Source organism: Azospirillum mesophilum (genome assembly GCF_053470405.2).
In genome coordinates this window covers 278,731-293,889 of sequence record NZ_JBPXMQ020000001.1, presented here as the reverse complement: position 1 = coordinate 293,889, position 15,159 = coordinate 278,731, and the positions used below count along the sequence as shown (strand labels likewise).

The 15,159-nt window shown below is 69.3% G+C and carries 17 protein-coding genes and 1 other RNA gene; 8 read left to right on the top strand and 10 right to left on the bottom strand.

Features of this window, described 5'->3' with window-relative positions:
- The first annotated feature begins 72 nt into the window (after positions 1 to 72).
- Both ACSVC7_RS01405 and ACSVC7_RS01400 read left to right on the top strand, forming a co-directional pair.
- On the top strand, positions 73 to 279 hold the full coding sequence (locus ACSVC7_RS01405) for a hypothetical protein (protein WP_448204049.1): 207 nt from the start codon (positions 73 to 75) through the stop codon (positions 277 to 279).
- Positions 280 to 323: 44 nt separating this feature from the next.
- Positions 324 to 1,088, top strand: coding sequence for a methyltransferase domain-containing protein (locus tag ACSVC7_RS01400; protein WP_448204048.1), 765 nt, complete (start codon positions 324 to 326; stop codon positions 1,086 to 1,088).
- Between the two features lie 20 nt (positions 1,089 to 1,108).
- Here ACSVC7_RS01400 and ACSVC7_RS01395 read toward each other — a convergent pair whose 3' ends face one another.
- The 6 genes from ACSVC7_RS01395 to ACSVC7_RS01370 form a co-directional block, all read right to left on the bottom strand.
- On the bottom strand, positions 1,109 to 1,423 hold the full coding sequence (locus tag ACSVC7_RS01395; RefSeq protein WP_448204047.1) for a helix-turn-helix domain-containing protein: 315 nt from the start codon (positions 1,421 to 1,423) through the stop codon (positions 1,109 to 1,111).
- Positions 1,420 to 1,791 carry a type II toxin-antitoxin system RelE/ParE family toxin gene (locus ACSVC7_RS01390; protein ID WP_448204046.1) on the bottom strand — a complete coding sequence of 124 codons (372 nt, stop codon included), beginning with the start codon at positions 1,789 to 1,791 and terminating at the stop codon, positions 1,420 to 1,422. The genes ACSVC7_RS01395 and ACSVC7_RS01390 overlap by 4 nt, the downstream gene beginning before the upstream one ends.
- Positions 1,792 to 1,993: 202 nt before the next feature.
- On the bottom strand, positions 1,994 to 2,518 hold the full coding sequence (locus tag ACSVC7_RS01385; RefSeq protein ID WP_448204045.1) for a DUF4405 domain-containing protein: 525 nt from the start codon (positions 2,516 to 2,518) through the stop codon (positions 1,994 to 1,996).
- Positions 2,519 to 2,635: 117 nt separating this feature from the next.
- Positions 2,636 to 3,259: a nucleotide-binding protein gene (locus ACSVC7_RS01380; RefSeq protein WP_448204044.1), complete on the bottom strand. Its 624-nt coding sequence runs from the start codon at positions 3,257 to 3,259 to the stop codon at positions 2,636 to 2,638.
- Between the two features lie 11 nt (positions 3,260 to 3,270).
- Positions 3,271 to 4,875: a CYTH and CHAD domain-containing protein gene (locus tag ACSVC7_RS01375; RefSeq protein WP_448204043.1), complete on the bottom strand. Its 1,605-nt coding sequence runs from the start codon at positions 4,873 to 4,875 to the stop codon at positions 3,271 to 3,273.
- A gap of 86 nt (positions 4,876 to 4,961) precedes the next feature.
- Positions 4,962 to 6,053, bottom strand: coding sequence for a class I SAM-dependent methyltransferase (locus ACSVC7_RS01370; protein WP_448204042.1), 1,092 nt, complete (start codon positions 6,051 to 6,053; stop codon positions 4,962 to 4,964).
- Between the two features lie 188 nt (positions 6,054 to 6,241).
- Between ACSVC7_RS01370 and ACSVC7_RS01365 the strand changes: the two genes are divergently transcribed.
- Positions 6,242 to 7,438 carry a phosphoglycerate kinase gene (locus ACSVC7_RS01365; protein WP_448204041.1) on the top strand — a complete coding sequence of 399 codons (1,197 nt, stop codon included), beginning with the start codon at positions 6,242 to 6,244 and terminating at the stop codon, positions 7,436 to 7,438.
- Positions 7,439 to 7,716: 278 nt separating this feature from the next.
- On the opposite strand, the gene ACSVC7_RS01360 is transcribed toward ACSVC7_RS01365, so the two are convergent.
- The 4 genes from ACSVC7_RS01360 to ACSVC7_RS01345 all read right to left on the bottom strand — a co-directional run bounded on the left by ACSVC7_RS01360 (position 7,717) and on the right by ACSVC7_RS01345 (position 11,083).
- Entirely contained in the window at positions 7,717 to 8,076 is a 360-nt protein-coding gene (locus ACSVC7_RS01360; RefSeq protein WP_448204040.1) for a winged helix-turn-helix domain-containing protein, read from the bottom strand.
- Between the two features lie 25 nt (positions 8,077 to 8,101).
- Positions 8,102 to 8,530 carry a hypothetical protein gene (locus ACSVC7_RS01355; protein ID WP_448204039.1) on the bottom strand — a complete coding sequence of 143 codons (429 nt, stop codon included), beginning with the start codon at positions 8,528 to 8,530 and terminating at the stop codon, positions 8,102 to 8,104.
- A gap of 56 nt (positions 8,531 to 8,586) precedes the next feature.
- The gene (locus tag ACSVC7_RS01350; protein WP_448204038.1) at positions 8,587 to 9,636 is read right to left on the bottom strand and encodes a hypothetical protein; all 1,050 of its coding nucleotides are present in this window, start codon (positions 9,634 to 9,636) and stop codon (positions 8,587 to 8,589) included.
- 232 nt (positions 9,637 to 9,868) lie between these two features.
- Positions 9,869 to 11,083, bottom strand: coding sequence for an MFS transporter (locus ACSVC7_RS01345; RefSeq protein WP_448204037.1), 1,215 nt, complete (start codon positions 11,081 to 11,083; stop codon positions 9,869 to 9,871).
- A 101-nt stretch (positions 11,084 to 11,184) separates the two neighbouring features.
- On the opposite strand from ACSVC7_RS01345, the gene ACSVC7_RS01340 reads away from it, so the two are divergent.
- The 5 genes from ACSVC7_RS01340 (at position 11,185) to recR (ending at position 15,102) form a co-directional block, all read left to right on the top strand.
- Positions 11,185 to 12,006, top strand: a complete 822-nt coding sequence (locus ACSVC7_RS01340) for an AraC family transcriptional regulator (protein ID WP_448204036.1) — start codon at positions 11,185 to 11,187, stop codon at positions 12,004 to 12,006.
- Between the two features lie 38 nt (positions 12,007 to 12,044).
- Positions 12,045 to 12,142, top strand: an RNA gene (gene ffs, locus ACSVC7_RS01335) — signal recognition particle sRNA small type.
- Between the two features lie 101 nt (positions 12,143 to 12,243).
- Positions 12,244 to 14,109, top strand: coding sequence for a DNA polymerase III subunit gamma/tau (locus tag ACSVC7_RS01330; RefSeq protein ID WP_448204035.1), 1,866 nt, complete (start codon positions 12,244 to 12,246; stop codon positions 14,107 to 14,109).
- Positions 14,110 to 14,112: 3 nt separating this feature from the next.
- Entirely contained in the window at positions 14,113 to 14,436 is a 324-nt protein-coding gene (locus ACSVC7_RS01325) for a YbaB/EbfC family nucleoid-associated protein (RefSeq protein WP_448204034.1), read from the top strand.
- A 72-nt stretch (positions 14,437 to 14,508) separates the two neighbouring features.
- A complete protein-coding gene (gene recR, locus ACSVC7_RS01320) occupies positions 14,509 to 15,102 on the top strand; it encodes a recombination mediator RecR (RefSeq protein ID WP_448204033.1) in 594 nt (197 codons plus the stop codon).
- Positions 15,103 to 15,159 lie beyond the last annotated feature (57 nt).

Below are 15,159 nucleotides of genomic sequence, written 5' to 3'. Positions count from 1 at the left end.
GGCCGGGCCAAGCCCGGCCCTCATAAGCAACCAGCCGGACAAAGCCCGGCACTATGGACGAGGGGAAGAGACGTGGAAGGTACTGGACGGTGGATCGTCGGGGGCGTGCTCGGCCTCCTGGCATTCCTGGGGTTGCTCGCGGCGTCGCGGGCGGCGGACGAGGCGTTCTATTACGGTGGCTGGATCCTGGCCATCGGCAGCGTGGTCGCGATCTTCTATATGGTCGTGAAACACTACGACCGCATGGACGAGCAGATCGCCCGGCATCGCGGGCACTGACACCCATCGACGCCGACCGCGCGCATCAAGGGGGAGGCTGAATCATGCCTTGGGATCCCGAACAATACGCGCGGTTCGACGCGTGGCGCCGCCGCCCGGCCTACGACCTCGTGGCGGCGCTGCCCTCCCTGCAGCCCCGGACGGTGGTCGATCTCGGTTGCGGCGGCGGTCACCTTGCCCGCTTGCTGGCCGAGCGCTGGCCGGACGCGGACGTGCTGGGGGTGGACAACTCCCCGGCCATGCTGAACTGGGCGGAGGGCACCAACTCCCGCGTGCGCTGGCTTCAGGCCGACCTGCGGACGTGGCGCCCGCAGTGGCCGGTGGACCTGCTGATCTCCAACGCCGCGCTGCACTGGCTGGACGACCACGAGCGGCTGTTCCCGGAACTGCTGCAATCGCTGGCGCCTGGCGGCGTGCTGGCCGTGCAGATGCCCCGCAACTTCGACGCCCCCTCCCACCGCCTGCTGTACGAGACGGCGGAGGAAGGCCCCTGGGCGGACAGGCTGGCGGAGGTGCTGCGCACCAAGCCGGTGCACGCCCCGCAGGCCTATTATGACTGGCTGAGCCCGCGCGCCGCGCGCGTGGACATCTGGGAGACCGAGTATCTCCAGGTCCTGAACGGCGACGTGCCGGTCCTGCAATGGACGCGCGGCACCACGCTGGTCCCGGTCATGGAAACCTTGCAGGGGGAGGAGTTGGACGCCTTCCTCGCCGCCTACCGGGCAAAGCTGGACACCGCCTACCCCCAGCACCCCGACGGCAACACCCTGTTCCCCTTCAAGCGCCTGTTCATCGTGGCGAGGGTGTAGACGGCATTGGCCGGAGCGGTTCAGGCCGCAACGGCAATTTGCCCCTGACCCTTGCGCTTGGCCGGGCGGACGGTGATCTCCACGTCGCAGTCCAGATCGGTCAGGAAACGCAGCAGCCGGTCGAGGGTAAAGCCCGACAGCTTGCCGCGCATGAGGGCGGAGACCTTCGGCTGGTCGATGCCGAGAAGCTGCGCCGCATCCTTCTGGGTCAGTTCCCTCTCGCGGATGAGACGGCAGATTTCCGCGGCGATGTTCGCCTTGGCGAGATGAACCTCGGCCTGCTCCACACCGAGGTCCGCGAAGACATTTCCGCTGCTTGCGGTCGCATCGGTCATCCTGTTTCCTCCTGCCGGCGACGGTGGTCGTCCTCTGCGGCCTTGAGACGCGCCTTGATCAACGCGATGTCCGCCTGGGGCGTTGCGGCCCCCTGCTTCGATTTCTTCTGAAAGGCGTGCAAGACGTAAACGCTTGATTCGAATTTGACCGTGTACACCGCGCGATAGGTGTCGCCGTCGAAATCGTCGACGATTTCCAGGACGCCGGCCCCGCCAAAGCCCTTGAGCGGCTTGGCGTCGGGATGCTTTTCGCCGGCCTGGGCCAGGAAAATGCCGAAGCCCATGACTTGCTTTACATCGTCCGGAAAGCGCGACAGGTCCTTAAGCGAGGACCCGATCCAACGAACGGTCTTGAGTGTGTCGGCCATGTGGGCGCCCCTCCTTAGGGCGCAAAATCAATCGACGCCCCCACGGCGAGGGTATCCCTCGGTGCTTGAGCATTCGGACATTCCTTAGTTTGTGCGCCTTAGTGCGCGTGCTTCTTAATGATAGGCCGGCTTTTACCTGAGACGCATATATGCCTTTTTTGGCATACTTTCAAGACCGAACTCGCGGGAGCGCCACACGCTCCTACGGCTGCGGCGGGCGCGGCTTCTGGCCGTTGAGGATCGACGCGACGGCGACGGCGTTGGTTCCGGCCTTGGTGCCGATGGCCGCCAGGGTGTCGGTGTTGGTGGCCTCGATGTTCGCCCCCTTCAGCACCAGGATGGCCTTGTCGGCGGTCAGGCCGAAGACCGGGGCGGCGGTTTCCAGCGGGGCGTTGGACAGGGCGCGGACCATCGCGCCGGGACCGCCGCCGGGCGACGGGTTGGTGCCGGTCAGGCTGATCATGGCGACCGCGACCACCGCCGTGACGGCGAAGGCGCCCAGCGCCGGCTTGCGTTTGAAGTACTGGGTGAACGCCTTCCAGTTCCGGACGAGATGCCAGATCCCCAAGGCGCCGAAGCCGAGGCCCAGCCATTCGTGCGCGTTGCGCACCAGATTGGGGTTCCACTTGTAGAACAGCATGATCCCCGACACGGTCGAGACCATGAACAGCACCGTGACGACCGGTGTGACGATGGTGCGGGAGATGGAAAAGGACGGGGACGACATCGCGGAAGCCTGCTGACCGATGAACAAAACAGCGGCCAAGCTGACGCCGGTTTGTAAATGTTTGATGTCGAGCGGGCGCGCCTTGCGTAACAGAGTGTAACAGCGCCGCGCCGGCCCTCACACCCCGTCGATGTAGGCCAGCAGCGGGTCCCAGTCGGCGCGGTGCTCCGCCGCGCGCTTGCCGGGCAGGTCGAAGAGGCTGAGGCCGGACGCGGCGGCGTCCGCGTAGATCTGGCTGTCGCGCAGGCGGGTCACCACGCGGTGCCCCACCCCGCCCAGGAACTGGTCCAGCCGGTCGGCGGCCTTGGTGCGGGCGCGCAAGCGGTTGCCGACCACCGCGACCGACTTCTTGTTGCGGGCGATGGACTTCAGCTCCTCCAGCTTGCCGAGGAAGCGCTGGGTCGCCTGCTCGTCGAAGGCGCTGGGCAGCACCGGCAGGACGACGACGTCCACCATGCGGACCAGATCCTCGATCTGCTTGGTCTTCAGCGCGGCGGGCGCGTCGATGATCAGGCGTTGCGTGCCCCTGGGCGCGTCGGTGAAGTCCTTGGCCCAGTCGAGCCCGACCAGGGCCGCCGCGCTCACCGGCCGGCGGTCGATCCAGCCCAGCGCGGAGCGCTGGCGGTCCACGTCGGCCAGAACGGTGCGCTGCCCCGCCCCGGCGTAAGCGGCCGCGAGGTGGGTGGCGATGGTGGTCTTGCCGCAACCGCCCTTGATGTTGGCGACGAGGATCGTGCGCATGGAGGAGGAGATTACGCCTCCCGCACAGGCTTTGACCAGAAGGGTTTCGCCCCGGCGAATCCCTCCCACAGGCCGACCAGCGCCGCTTCGCCGTCGGCCACGCCGCGGGCGTGCCAGCCGATGACGATGCCGGCGGCGCGCGGCTCGCCCGGCTTGGGCCGGCTGCCGTCGTCGTGCAGCTCGTGCAGCAGGCGGGTCGCCGTCGCCACGTCGTTCAGGTGGCCCAGCGCGTCCTGGAAGGCGGCGAGCTGCTGGATGTAGCGGCGGGCCGGCTTGTCCTCGTACAGGCTGCGGAAGAATTCGGCCGCGTAGCGCAGCTTCTTCAGCGCGATGCGCAGCTCGTGCCGTTCGGTGACCGACAGGTCGGCGAAGCCCTGGCCGGCGCGGCGGGCCTTCTTGGCGCGGCGCGACAGCAGATGGTCGGCCAGATCCTCCACCGGTTCGAACAGGCGGGCGGACCGCTCGGTGACGTTCTGGGCGCGCCAGCCGCGCGACTCGACCCAGGCGCCGAGCTTCAGCAGGAAGATCGTGTAGCGGTCGGACTGGATCGCCTCCCGCGCCGCCTCGTAGGCGCGGTCGCGCTTGGCCGACGCGGCGGCGGCGAGCGCGTCGATGTCCTCCTGCAGGGGCTTGCCGTGCCCGTCGGCGCGGTGGAAGGCGTCGCGCACCGGCGCCAGCAGTTCGGTCAGGAAGACGTCCCAGTCGCGCGCCGGGCCGAGGTTGCCGCCCAGCCACTTCACTTCCCCCACCACCCAGCCGTACTGGTCGGCGGGGATGAAGGGCCGGAACAGGGCGAGTGCGGAGCGCAGGCGGCGCAGCGCCACGCGCATCTGGTGGATGCCTTCCGGATCCTCGCCCTTCACCGACACCGCCTCGTTGGCGGCGAGGTGGTTGACGCAGGTGCGGACGATGCGGGCCAGCGCGCTTTCCACCGTCGTGTCGGGGTCGAGCGTCAGCTTGCCGGCCTTCACCACCGCGTCCCCGGTCCCGTCCGCGAGCGCATAGCCGCGCTCCGCCTTGGTGCGGGGGTCGAGGCGCAGGGGGGCGGCCTTGGCCAGCTCCAGCGCCAGCTCGTAGAGGGCGGCGGGGGAGCCCTGCTTCAGTTCCAGCTCCACCTCCGACACGGGGACGGAGCCGCCGTCCGGCGTGCGGATGTCGCCGCGGTCGAAGGCGACCTCAATAGTGCTGGCCGAGTCGCCCTCGCCCATCGTCACGATGCGGACGGTGCGCTGGATAACGGTGGTGAAGAGGGGGATCAGCTCCGACTCGCCGACCGGACCGAGCAGGTCCAGCGCCTCCGGCGGCTCGATCCGCGACAGATCGGGGGTGGGCCCGTCCACCGGCATCTCCCACTCCGCGCGGCCCAGCGCGTCGCGGTCGGGGGCGCCCTTCACGGTCTGGATGTGGCGGTCGCCGACCTTGCGCACCCGCAACGCCACCATCCGCCGGGCGAGCCGGCGGTCGGCGGTGTCAAAATAGGCGCTTTCCAGGGTCTTGGTGACCGGCTTTCCCGTCGCGCGGGACGCGATGGCGGGAGAGGATTGGAGCGTCGCCATGTCGTCGGGCTTGACGGCCAGCTTCAGCTCGGTTTCCCGGTTGGACTCCGCTTCGACCATATGTGCCCCGACGTTTTCCCGGTGGATTCCGTGTTGCACAGCCCCCCGCCACGGTCAAGTTACAGAACGGTTACGCTTTTGTTGCATCAAGGCTTCTCGAAGACCAGAAGCTTGGACATGTAGGCGAGCGTCGTGTCGCGCAGGCGCAGGCCGGCGTTGCCGAACAGGGCCGGCAGGTCGTCGCGCGCGTAATGGGCGTAGAAGGGCTCGTGGAAGGCTTGCGGGAACAGGTCGATCAGCCCGTCCAGGGCCGGGTTGTCGCCGTACTGGATGCTGTCCATGAAGACCAGGATGCCGCCGGGCTTCAGCACGCGGGCCATCTCCCGGGCGACCTGGGCGCGGATCTTGGGCGGCAGCTCGTGGAACAGATAGATGCAGGTGACGATGTCCTGCGAGCCTTCGGCGAGCGGCATCGCCTCCGCCGCCGCCTGGACCAGCGACGAACTGCGCGCCCAGGGGGTGAGGTTGCGCCGCGCCTCCCGCAGATAGGCCGGGGAGAGGTCCAGCGCGGTCACCGGCAGGCGCGGGTGGTTGTCCTTCACGAAGGTCAGGAAGCGCCCGGTCCCCGCCGCCACGTCCAACAGGCGTCCGTCGGCGACGCGGCGGTCGCGCAGATGGCGGAAGATGGGCACCAGCGCCTGCCGGCGCATGGCGTCCGCCCCGCCGCCGAACAGGACCTCCACCTGATGGTCGTAGAGCCGCGCGCTCTCCTCCGTCAGGTAGCCGCCGGTCTGGTAGTGGAAGTTCTGGCGGTAGTAGGCGGGCAGGCTTTCGGAGCCGGGCGGCGGGTTCGCCCGCACCTCCGTCGCCACATGGTCGCGGCGGCGGCGGGACACCGCCGGCACGTCGCGGAAGAAGGCCGCGGCGTCGGTCAGCACGCGGCGCGGGTCGGGAACGAGATCGTGCGGCAGCCGGTAGTAGCCGGCCTCGATGTTGGCAAGGTCGCGGGCCAGCAGGGCGCGCAGTTCCTCCAGGATGGCGCGGGTGTCGGGGACGGGGCGGCCGGGCGCGTGCCTCAGCCGCGTCGGGCCGTTCAGCCGGTTGCCGAGCCGGGCGGCCAGCATGTACTGGCCGAGGAACCACGCCACGCGGGCGGACTGGCTCGCCGCATAGGCCAGCCTTGGGGCCAGCCTTGGGGCCAGGCGGGGAGCCAGGGGGGCGGAAGCGGATGTCGTCATGAGTTAACAAATGGGGGCCGCGACGGCGGGCGCCCAGCACTGCCCCTTTTCCCCGCGCCCCATCGTCACATATGGCATCGCCGCGAAGGGAGAAGCCCACGCGGGGCGTTGCAAAGCGGGCGATGCTGTGCTGGATTGCGCCCCAAAATTTAAACCGTCAAAGTTTGAACCTTGGGGAAACAGCGGCCATGACCGAGTTCAACACCATCGACGACCTCGACGTGAACGGCAAGACGGTGCTGGTGCGCGCCGACCTGAACGTGCCGATGCAGGACGGCAAGGTGTCCGACACCACCCGCATCGACCGTCTGGCGCCGACCCTGACGGAGCTTGCGAAGAAGGGCGCGAAGGTCGTCGTCCTGTCGCACTTCGGCCGGCCGAAGAACGGCCCGGACGCCAAGAACTCGCTGCGCAACGTGCTGGAGGCGCTGAGCGCCGCCGTCGGCCAGACCGTCGCCTTCGGCGAGGACTGCGTGGGCGAGAAGGCGAAGGCCGCCATCGCCGGCGTGCAGCCGGGCAACATCGTGCTGCTGGAGAACACCCGCTTCCACGCCGAGGAAGAGAAGAACGATCCGGCCTTCGCCAAGCAGATTGCCGAGCTGGGCGACGTGTACGTGAACGACGCCTTCTCCGCCGCGCACCGCGCCCACGCCTCGACCGAGGGTGTGGCCCACCACCTGCCGGCCGCCGCCGGCCGCCTGATGCAGGCCGAACTGGAGGCCCTGACCAAGGCCCTGGAGAAGCCGGAGCGCCCGGTCGCCGCCGTCGTCGGCGGTGCGAAAATCTCCACCAAGCTGGACCTGCTCGGCAACCTCGTCCGCAAGGTGGACATGCTGGCGCTGGGCGGCGGCATGGCGAACACCTTCCTCTACGCGCAGGGCGTGGACGTGGGCGCCTCGCTCTGTGAAAAGGACATGGCCGACCAGGCCCGCGCCATCATGGAGACGGCCAAGGCGTCCAACTGCGAGCTGCTGCTGCCGGTGGACTTCATCGTCGCCAAGGAGTTCAAGGCCGGTGCCGCCAACCGCGCCGTCGCCGCGAACGCCATCGGCGCCGACGAGATGGCGCTGGACGTCGGCCCGAAGACGGTCGAGTTCCTGGGCCTGAAGCTCCAGGGTGCGAAGACCATCGTGTGGAACGGCCCGCTGGGCGCCTTCGAGATCCAGCCCTTCGACGCCGGCACCAACGCCGTGGCCGGTCTGGTTGCCGAGCGCACGTCCGAAGGCGGCCTGTTGTCGGTGGCCGGCGGCGGCGACACGGTGGCGGCACTGGCCCACGCCGGCGTGGAAGAGAAGTTCACCTACATCTCCGCCGCCGGCGGCGCCTTCCTGGAGTGGCTGGAAGGCAAAGACCTGCCGGGCGTCGCCGCTCTGAAGAAGAAGTAAGACCTGTTTTGATCAAGGAAAAAGGCGGAAGGAGCATCCCTTCCGCCTTTTTCTTTTCCGGGCATCCGTAGGCATTCGTAGGTTGGGTTGAGCGTCAAGCGAAACCCAACACCCTCGCCATGGCAAACCTGTTGGGTTTCGGCTGCGCCTCAACCCAACCTACGCCGGCTTTACCGGACATTCGTGAATTGGGCCGGGACGCGGAGAGAACACCCCGGCCTCCTGGAGCAGCGACCGTTGCGCTCCGCCCCGGCCCGGCCCAACCCACCGCTGCCCCGTCACCGCAGAAGCGGTACCGGGGTCAGGGGGAAGCCCGCCGGGGTGTCGCCCGTTTCGGCGACGGCGTCCGGCGGAAGCAGCGTGTAGAGCGCCTTGACGTAGCGGGCCAGCGCATCGCGGCCCTCCGGCGTCAGGCTGTAGAAGGACTGCGGGCGGCCGTCGCCGGTTTCCCGGCGGACGGCCACATAGCCGGCGGCCAGCAGCTTCTTCATGTGCGAGTCGAGGTTGCCGTCGGAGACGTCCAGCCGGCTCTTGATCTCGGTGAAGGTCGCCTCCCCGGTGCCGGCGAGAAAGGCGGCGAGCTGGGTCCGCAACGGCTGGTGCAGCAGCGGGTCGAGCGGCTCCATCGTTGGTCCCATTCTGATCCGTCTTTCCGTTCCGGCCTTACTTCTTGTCGAAGCTGGCGCTCAGCTTGCCGGGGCTGACGCCGTCGCCGCCCGGCAGAAGAATTTCGAACCGGCTGCTGGTGGCGTTGTCGCCGCGCTCCCACGTCTTGCCGTCGAAGCTGACCCACTCGCGATACGTATAAATGTCGCGCTTGGTGCTGACTTCCAAGGTTTTCTCGTCCGTGCGCTGCAGCAGGTCGCCCTTGACGGACGCCACCACCGGCAGCGGCGCGCCGGCCGGGTAGAGCAGCACGAAGTTCTTGTCGGCCGGGGCCGGCTGGCCGTAGCGCACGACGGGAAGCTTCGCCATCTCGTCCGCCGAGGGCGGAATGCCGGCGCAGGCGCTCAGCGAAGCCGCGGCGGCGAGGCAAAGGGCGATTTTGGACAGATGGCGTGTGGACAAGCGGGTGGCGTTGCCGATGCTCATGGCTCGGGTCCTTCTCTTGGGGTGTGGTTGGGGTGGTAAAAGGTGCCGCGGCGCCGTCAGGGGCCGGGCGTTGGGAAGCGCGTGACGAGGAGGGAGGTCTCGACCGCCGGGCCGCGGGCCGGGTCGAGGGTGATGGTCCAGGACGGCATGGTGATCGAGATGTTGCTCGACGCGCGGGCCCAGCCGCCGTCACCCACGCGGAAGCGCTCGGTCGGGCGGCCGTCCTGGAACAGCACCTCCACGGGCTCCCGCAGGGTCAGCGGCAGGGTGAACGGTCCTTCGACGTCGAGCAGGTTGCCGCTGATGGCGAGCGTCACGGGAACGGCGGCGCCGGCCGGGAGGGTGACCAGCGCGGGGCCGCTCGTCACCGGATTCCGGCGGTAGGACTCCAGCGACAAGCGCGGCGCCGCGTCATCCACCGCGCGCTGCCCGGCAAGGCGGGCGCCCAGGGGGAGGCCGAGCACCACCAGGATCCAGGCCACGGTCTGCGCCATGCGGTGCCACGCCGGACGGCGGCGCCCGTGGTCCAGCATGCCGGCCAGCAGCGGCAGCCCGAGCCCGCAGAAGGAGGCGGCGATCCAGCGCGTCTGGTCGTAGTCGAGCCGGGCGACCAGCGTCCCCGCCCCGATCAGGATGGCGGTGGCGCCGACCCACTCCAGCAGTTCTTCGGAAAACAGGCCGTGCACGTAGAGGCCGATGCCCAGCAGGATCACCCAGGCGGCGCAGATCATGTAGCCGCCGCCGAAGAAGAAGGTGGCGAAGGTCAGCAGCGTGCCCATCGCCACCAGCAGCCACCAGACCTTCAGCACCTGCCGGTGCACGAAGGACCAAGTCTCGTCCCGCTGCTGCTTGACGCGGCGGGTCAGGTGCCAGTCGATCAGGCCCGCCGCCCCCAGCACCGCCGTCAGCAGGGCCAGCCAGGCGAAGGCCCGCATCTCGTTGGAAGGTATCTGCTGGGGCGTGAAGATCAGGTCGCTGACCACCAGCAGCCCGCCGCCCGACAGCCCCCACAACAGCAACGTGTGCCGCTCGATCCGCAAATTGCGGTGGCCCGAGGACAGCATGGACTGGATGGCGAAAAGCTGGCGGTTGACGGCGTCGCTCACGGCTTGACCTCCTTACCGGCAAGTCGATGACTTGCCGTATTGCGCTCAAACGCCACGCAGGCTTTTCCGCACCAACCACAAAAGAATTGGGAGGCGCGGCGCTTGGTCGGGCGCTCCGGCGTGCGCATGAACGGAGGAGGTCCGTTCATGCGCACGCCGGCATCACTCTGTTTCGCAGAGTTATGTCACTCTGCGTTTCAGAGTGTCAAGCGGTTTCGAGCGACGCCGGGCATCATCCTTCAACCGGCGCGGGAATGGCGCCCGGTGCCGGGCCGGTTTCCACCTCGTCCGGGCGGTGCGGGAAGGCCAGGGCCGCCAGGAAGATCGCCGCCCCGCCCGCCGCCAGAACCAGGAACACCAGCGCGAAGCCGCCCGTGCGGTCGTGCAGGGTCGCGACCAGCGGCACCGCCGCAGCACTCGACGCAAAGGACACGAGGTAGCGGATGGCGTAGGCCCGTGCCCGCCACGCCTCGTCGGTGTACTTCGCGACCATCGTGTCGTTGATGGTCACCTGCCCGAAGATCGCGAACATCGCCACCACCGACACCGCGACCAGGACCGCGTTCTCGGCACTCGCCGCCAGGAACAGGCAGGGGGCCTGCAACAGCGACAGCGGGATGAAGATGCGGCGCAGGGTGTGGCGGTCCACCAGACGCCCGACGATCCATTGCGAGGTCGCCCCCACCACATAGACCGCGCAGAGCAGCGCCCCGATGCCCAGCGGCGTGGCCGCCAGCGCGCCGACACGCTCGTCGAACAGCTTGGGCAGGGCGATGACCGCGGCGTTGAAGACCAGGCTGCCGAAGACCGTCGTCACGGCCAGCACCCCGAAGGCCCGCACCACCACGGCACGCGGCAGGGCGGCGGCGGACTTGGCCCCGGCCTTCGGCGCGACCGGCGAATCGGGCACCAGCGCCAGCATGGCGACGCCCATCAGCATGCAGGCGATCCCCGGCGCCACGAAGGCGGCGCGCCAGCCGAACCACTGGGTCAGCCCACCGGTGGCCAGTGCCGCGACGGCGATGCCCAGGTTGCCCCAGACGCCGTTGATGCCGATGGCGCGCCCCAGCCGCTCCGCATGGGCGGTCAGCAGGGCCGTGCCCACGGGGTGGTAGATGGCGCCGAACAGGCCGATCCCCGTCAGCCCCGCCGCCAGCCAGAAGGGCGTCGGCGCGAAGCCCGTCGCGATGGAGGCCGCCCCCATGCCCAGGAAGAAGACCACCATCATGTTGCGCCGGCTCCACAGGTCGCCGAGCCAGCCCGCTGGGATCGACCCCGCCCCGAAGGCGATGAAGCCGCCGAGCGAGAGCGGCAGAAGCTCCCCATAGGACAGGCCGAATCCGTCGCTCATGCCGAGGACGGCGGTCGGGAAGACCAGCATCAGCAGATGGTCCATGAAATGGCCGGCGTTGATGAACGCGATCACACGCTGTGGTCGGGGTGGCATGGCGGGTTTCCTTTTCTCCAGTCCGTTGCAACGCTGGACAGGATAGGCGCGTCCGCTAGGATGTGTCCGGCCAACTTTCGTCGCGAAACGGACAGCTTCCCGTGCGAGCCCCAACCCTCAGCCCCTGCGATCTGGAGCATCTGCCCCACCCCGTCCTCGCCATGGCGAAGGAGTACGCGCACGGCACGCTGGTGCCGCCGCACCGGCATGGGCGGGCGCAGCTTCTCTTCGCGACGCGCGGCACCATGCGGGTGACGACGGATGAAAGCGCCTGGATCGTCCCGCCGCTGCGCGCCGTCTGGATCCCGCCGGGGACGGAGCACGCGCTGGCGATGACCGGGGCGGTGTCCATGCGCACCCTGTTCCTGCGCGCGGAGATCGCCCCCTTCCTGCCGTCCACCGCCTGCCGGGTGATGGAGGTGTCCCCCCTGCTGCGCGCGCTGATCCTGGCGGCGGTGGCCGAACCCTTCTGCGCCGACGAGCCGCCCTCGCGGCGCGTGGAGCTGGTCACCGGCCTGATGCTGGACGAGCTGGCGCGCGCGGCGGAGGTGCCCCTGCGCCTGCCCCTGCCCCGCGACGCGCGGCTGCTGGCGCTGTGCCGCGCCCTGCTGGACGACCCGGCGCGCGACGACACGCTGGAAAGCTGGGCCGAAAGCGCCGGCGCCAGCGCCCGCACGCTGGCCCGCCTGTTCCTGCGCGACACCGGCCTGACCTTCGGCGCGTGGCGCCAGCAGGCCCGGCTGGCGGAGGCCGTGGCGCAGCTGGCGCTCGGCAAGCCGGTGGCCGAGGTGGCGCGGGCCGCCGGCTACGACAGCGCCAGCGCCTTCACCGCCATGTTCCGCCGCGCCCTGGGAACCGCGCCCAGCGTCTACCTGGACACTATTCCCCCTCGCCCGCCTCCGGCGGGCGAGGGATACTTTTAATCTTGCATATGACCGCGCCATCCCCGATATAAGGCGCGGGAGGCTGGCGGCGGACGAGTCCCTCGCCAACCCGGTCAGGTCCGGAAGGAAGCAGCCGCAACGAGTTTCGGCTCGGGTCGTTTGTCCAGTCTCCCACCTTCCCCTCATCCATCGGTGATAGCGAATTGAAACGGCGACAGCTTCGCGCCGTGACGCTATTCTGCGCTCCGTCGTGAAGCCGATTTCCGGGCCAGCCGCGTGACCGATACCACCGTTGCCGAATCCTCCCTGTCCGAAAACGGGGCCAGTTCCTCGAACGGGCTCGCCTACCGGGTCCTGGCGCGCAAATACCGCCCGAAGACCTTTGCCGAGCTGATCGGGCAGGACGCGCTGGTCCGCACCCTGACCAACGCCATCAACTCCGGCCGCATCGCGCAGGCCTTCATGCTGACCGGCGTGCGCGGCGTGGGCAAGACCACCACCGCCCGAATCATCGCGCGCGCGCTGAACTGCACCGGGCCGGACGGCACCGGCGGGCCGACGGTCACCCCCTGCGGCGTGTGCGACAACTGCCGCGCCATCGCCGAGGACCGGCACGTCGACGTGATGGAGATGGACGCCGCCAGCCACACCGGCGTCGACGACATCCGCGAGATCATCGAGGGCGTGCGCTACTCCCCCGTCTCCGCCCGCTACAAGCTGTACATCATCGACGAGGTCCACATGCTCTCCAAGAGCGCGTTCAACGCGCTCCTGAAGACGCTGGAGGAACCGCCGGCCCATGTGAAGTTCGTCTTCGCCACCACCGAGATCCGCAAGGTGCCGGTCACGGTGCTGTCGCGCTGCCAGCGGTTCGACCTGCGGCGCGTCGACGCGCAGGTGCTGAAGGACCACTTCACCCGCGTGACCGAATTGGAAGGCGCTCGCATCGAGCCCGACGCGGCCAGCCTGATCGCGCGCGCCGCCGACGGGTCGGTGCGCGACGGGCTGTCGCTGCTCGATCAGGCGATCGCGCTGGCCGCCGGCACCGTGACGGCGCAGCAGGTGCGCGACATGCTGGGCCTCGCCGACCGGTCGAAGGTGATCGACCTGTTCGAGGCCGCCGTCTCCGCCCGCCCGGCGGAGGCCATGGACATCCTGGCCGACCTGCACCGCGTCGGCGCCGACCCGGTGGTGATCCTCCAGGATTTGCTGGACCTCGTGCACAACCTGACCCGCCTGAAGGTGGTGCCGGACAACGCCAACGACCCCTCCCTGCCGGAGGCGGAGCGCACGCGCGGCGCCTCCCTGTCCACCAGGCTGGGCATGCCGGCGCTGACGCGCGCGTGGCAGCTGTTGCTGAAGGGGCTGGGCGAGGTGCAGGCCGCCCCGGTTCCACAGCAGGCGCTGGAGATGGTCATCGTGCGGCTGGCCTACGCCGCCGACCTGCCGACTCCGGGCGAGCTGATCCGGCAGTTCCAGAACCTGAACAACGGCGGTGGCGCCGGCAACGGCGGCGGTCCTGCGCCGCGCGGTCCGGGCGGCGGGCCGGTGGCGGTCGCCGGGAACAACGTGCGGGCGGTGGCCCGGCCGGTGGAAGCCCCGCAGGCCGCGCCCCAGCCGGTGCAGGCCGTGGCCATCGCGGCGGCGGTTGCGGATGAGGACCGCGTGCCGATGCCGCGCGACTTCCGCACGCTCGTCCAGATCTTCGCCGAGAAGCGCGAGGGCGCGCTGTACGGCCACCTGACCGGCAGCGCGCATCTGGTGCGCATGGAGCCGGGGCGGCTGGAACTGCGCCTGACCACGCTGGCGCCGGCCACCCTGCCGAATCGCGTCGGCCAGCTGTTGACGGAATGGACCGGTCAGCGGTGGGTGGTCATCGTGTCGGACGCGCCGGGCGAACCGACCCTGATCCAGCAGGAGCAGGCCGCCCTCCAGCGCGCGCTGGCGGAGGCGGAGGCCAACCCCGTCGTGCGCGCCGTGCTGGACGCCTTCCCCGGCGCCAAGATCACCGAGGTCCGCGACCTCGCCGCGGCCGCCGAGGCCGAGCCCACGGTTGCGGATGACGGCGAGAACACCGACCTTATGGTTATGCAGCAGGAAGACGGGGTTTATTACCCGCTCGACGATGAAGGAGAATTCTGACCCATGAAGAACCTCGGCCAGATGATGAAGCAGGCCCAGCAGATGCAGGCCAAGATGGCGGAGATGCAGAACCGCCTGGGTGAGGTCGAGATGACGGGCCAGTCGGGCGCCGGCATGGTCAACGTCACCGTGAACGGCAAGGGCGAGATGAAGAAGATCAAGCTCGACAAGTCCATCGTCGATCCGGAGGACATCGAGGTTCTGGAAGACCTGATCATCGCCGCCTTCAACGACGCCAAGGCCAAGGTCGAGCAGCACGTCGCCCAGGAGACCCAGAACCTGATGGGCGGGCTGAAGCTGCCGCCGGGCATGAAGCTGCCGTTCTAATCACCGGGCGCGCCGCGCCGTGGGTTGGGCCACGCCGACGCTTGGCCCGACCCGCAACGAATGACGACGTGAATGATCGGACCTGAAATCGAGCGGCTGATCCAGCTCCTGTCCAAGCTGCCGGGACTGGGGCCGCGGTCGGCGCGGCGGGCGGCCCTGCATCTGATGAAGCGCCGCGACACGCTGCTGGTGCCGCTGTCGGAATCCATGGCCCTGGCTGCCGAGGCGATCCGCAACTGCTCGGTCTGCGGGAACCTGGACAGCCGTGATCCCTGCTCCGTCTGCGCGGACCACACGCGCGACCGCGCGACCATCTGCGTGGTGGAGGACGCCGGCGACCTGTGGGCGCTGGAACGCACGCGCGCCTTCCGCGGCACCTACCATGTGCTGGGCGGCACCCTGTCGGCCTTGCAGGGCGTGGGGCCGGACGACCTGAACATCCCCTCCCTGGTCGAACGCGCCAAGGACCCGGCGGTGACGGAGGTCATCCTGGCGCTGAACGCCACGGTGGACGGCCAGACCACCGCCCATGTGGTGACCGACCGCCTGGCCGGCACCGGCGTCTCCGTGTCCCGCCTCGCCCACGGCGTGCCGGTGGGCGGAGAGCTGGATTACCTGGACGACGGGACGCTGACGGCGGCGCTGAAGGCGCGGAGGCCGCTGTAGAGGTGGTCCCGGGGGGTGGGGTTGGACACAAGAGAAAAACAAAAGGTCCGCGGTGTG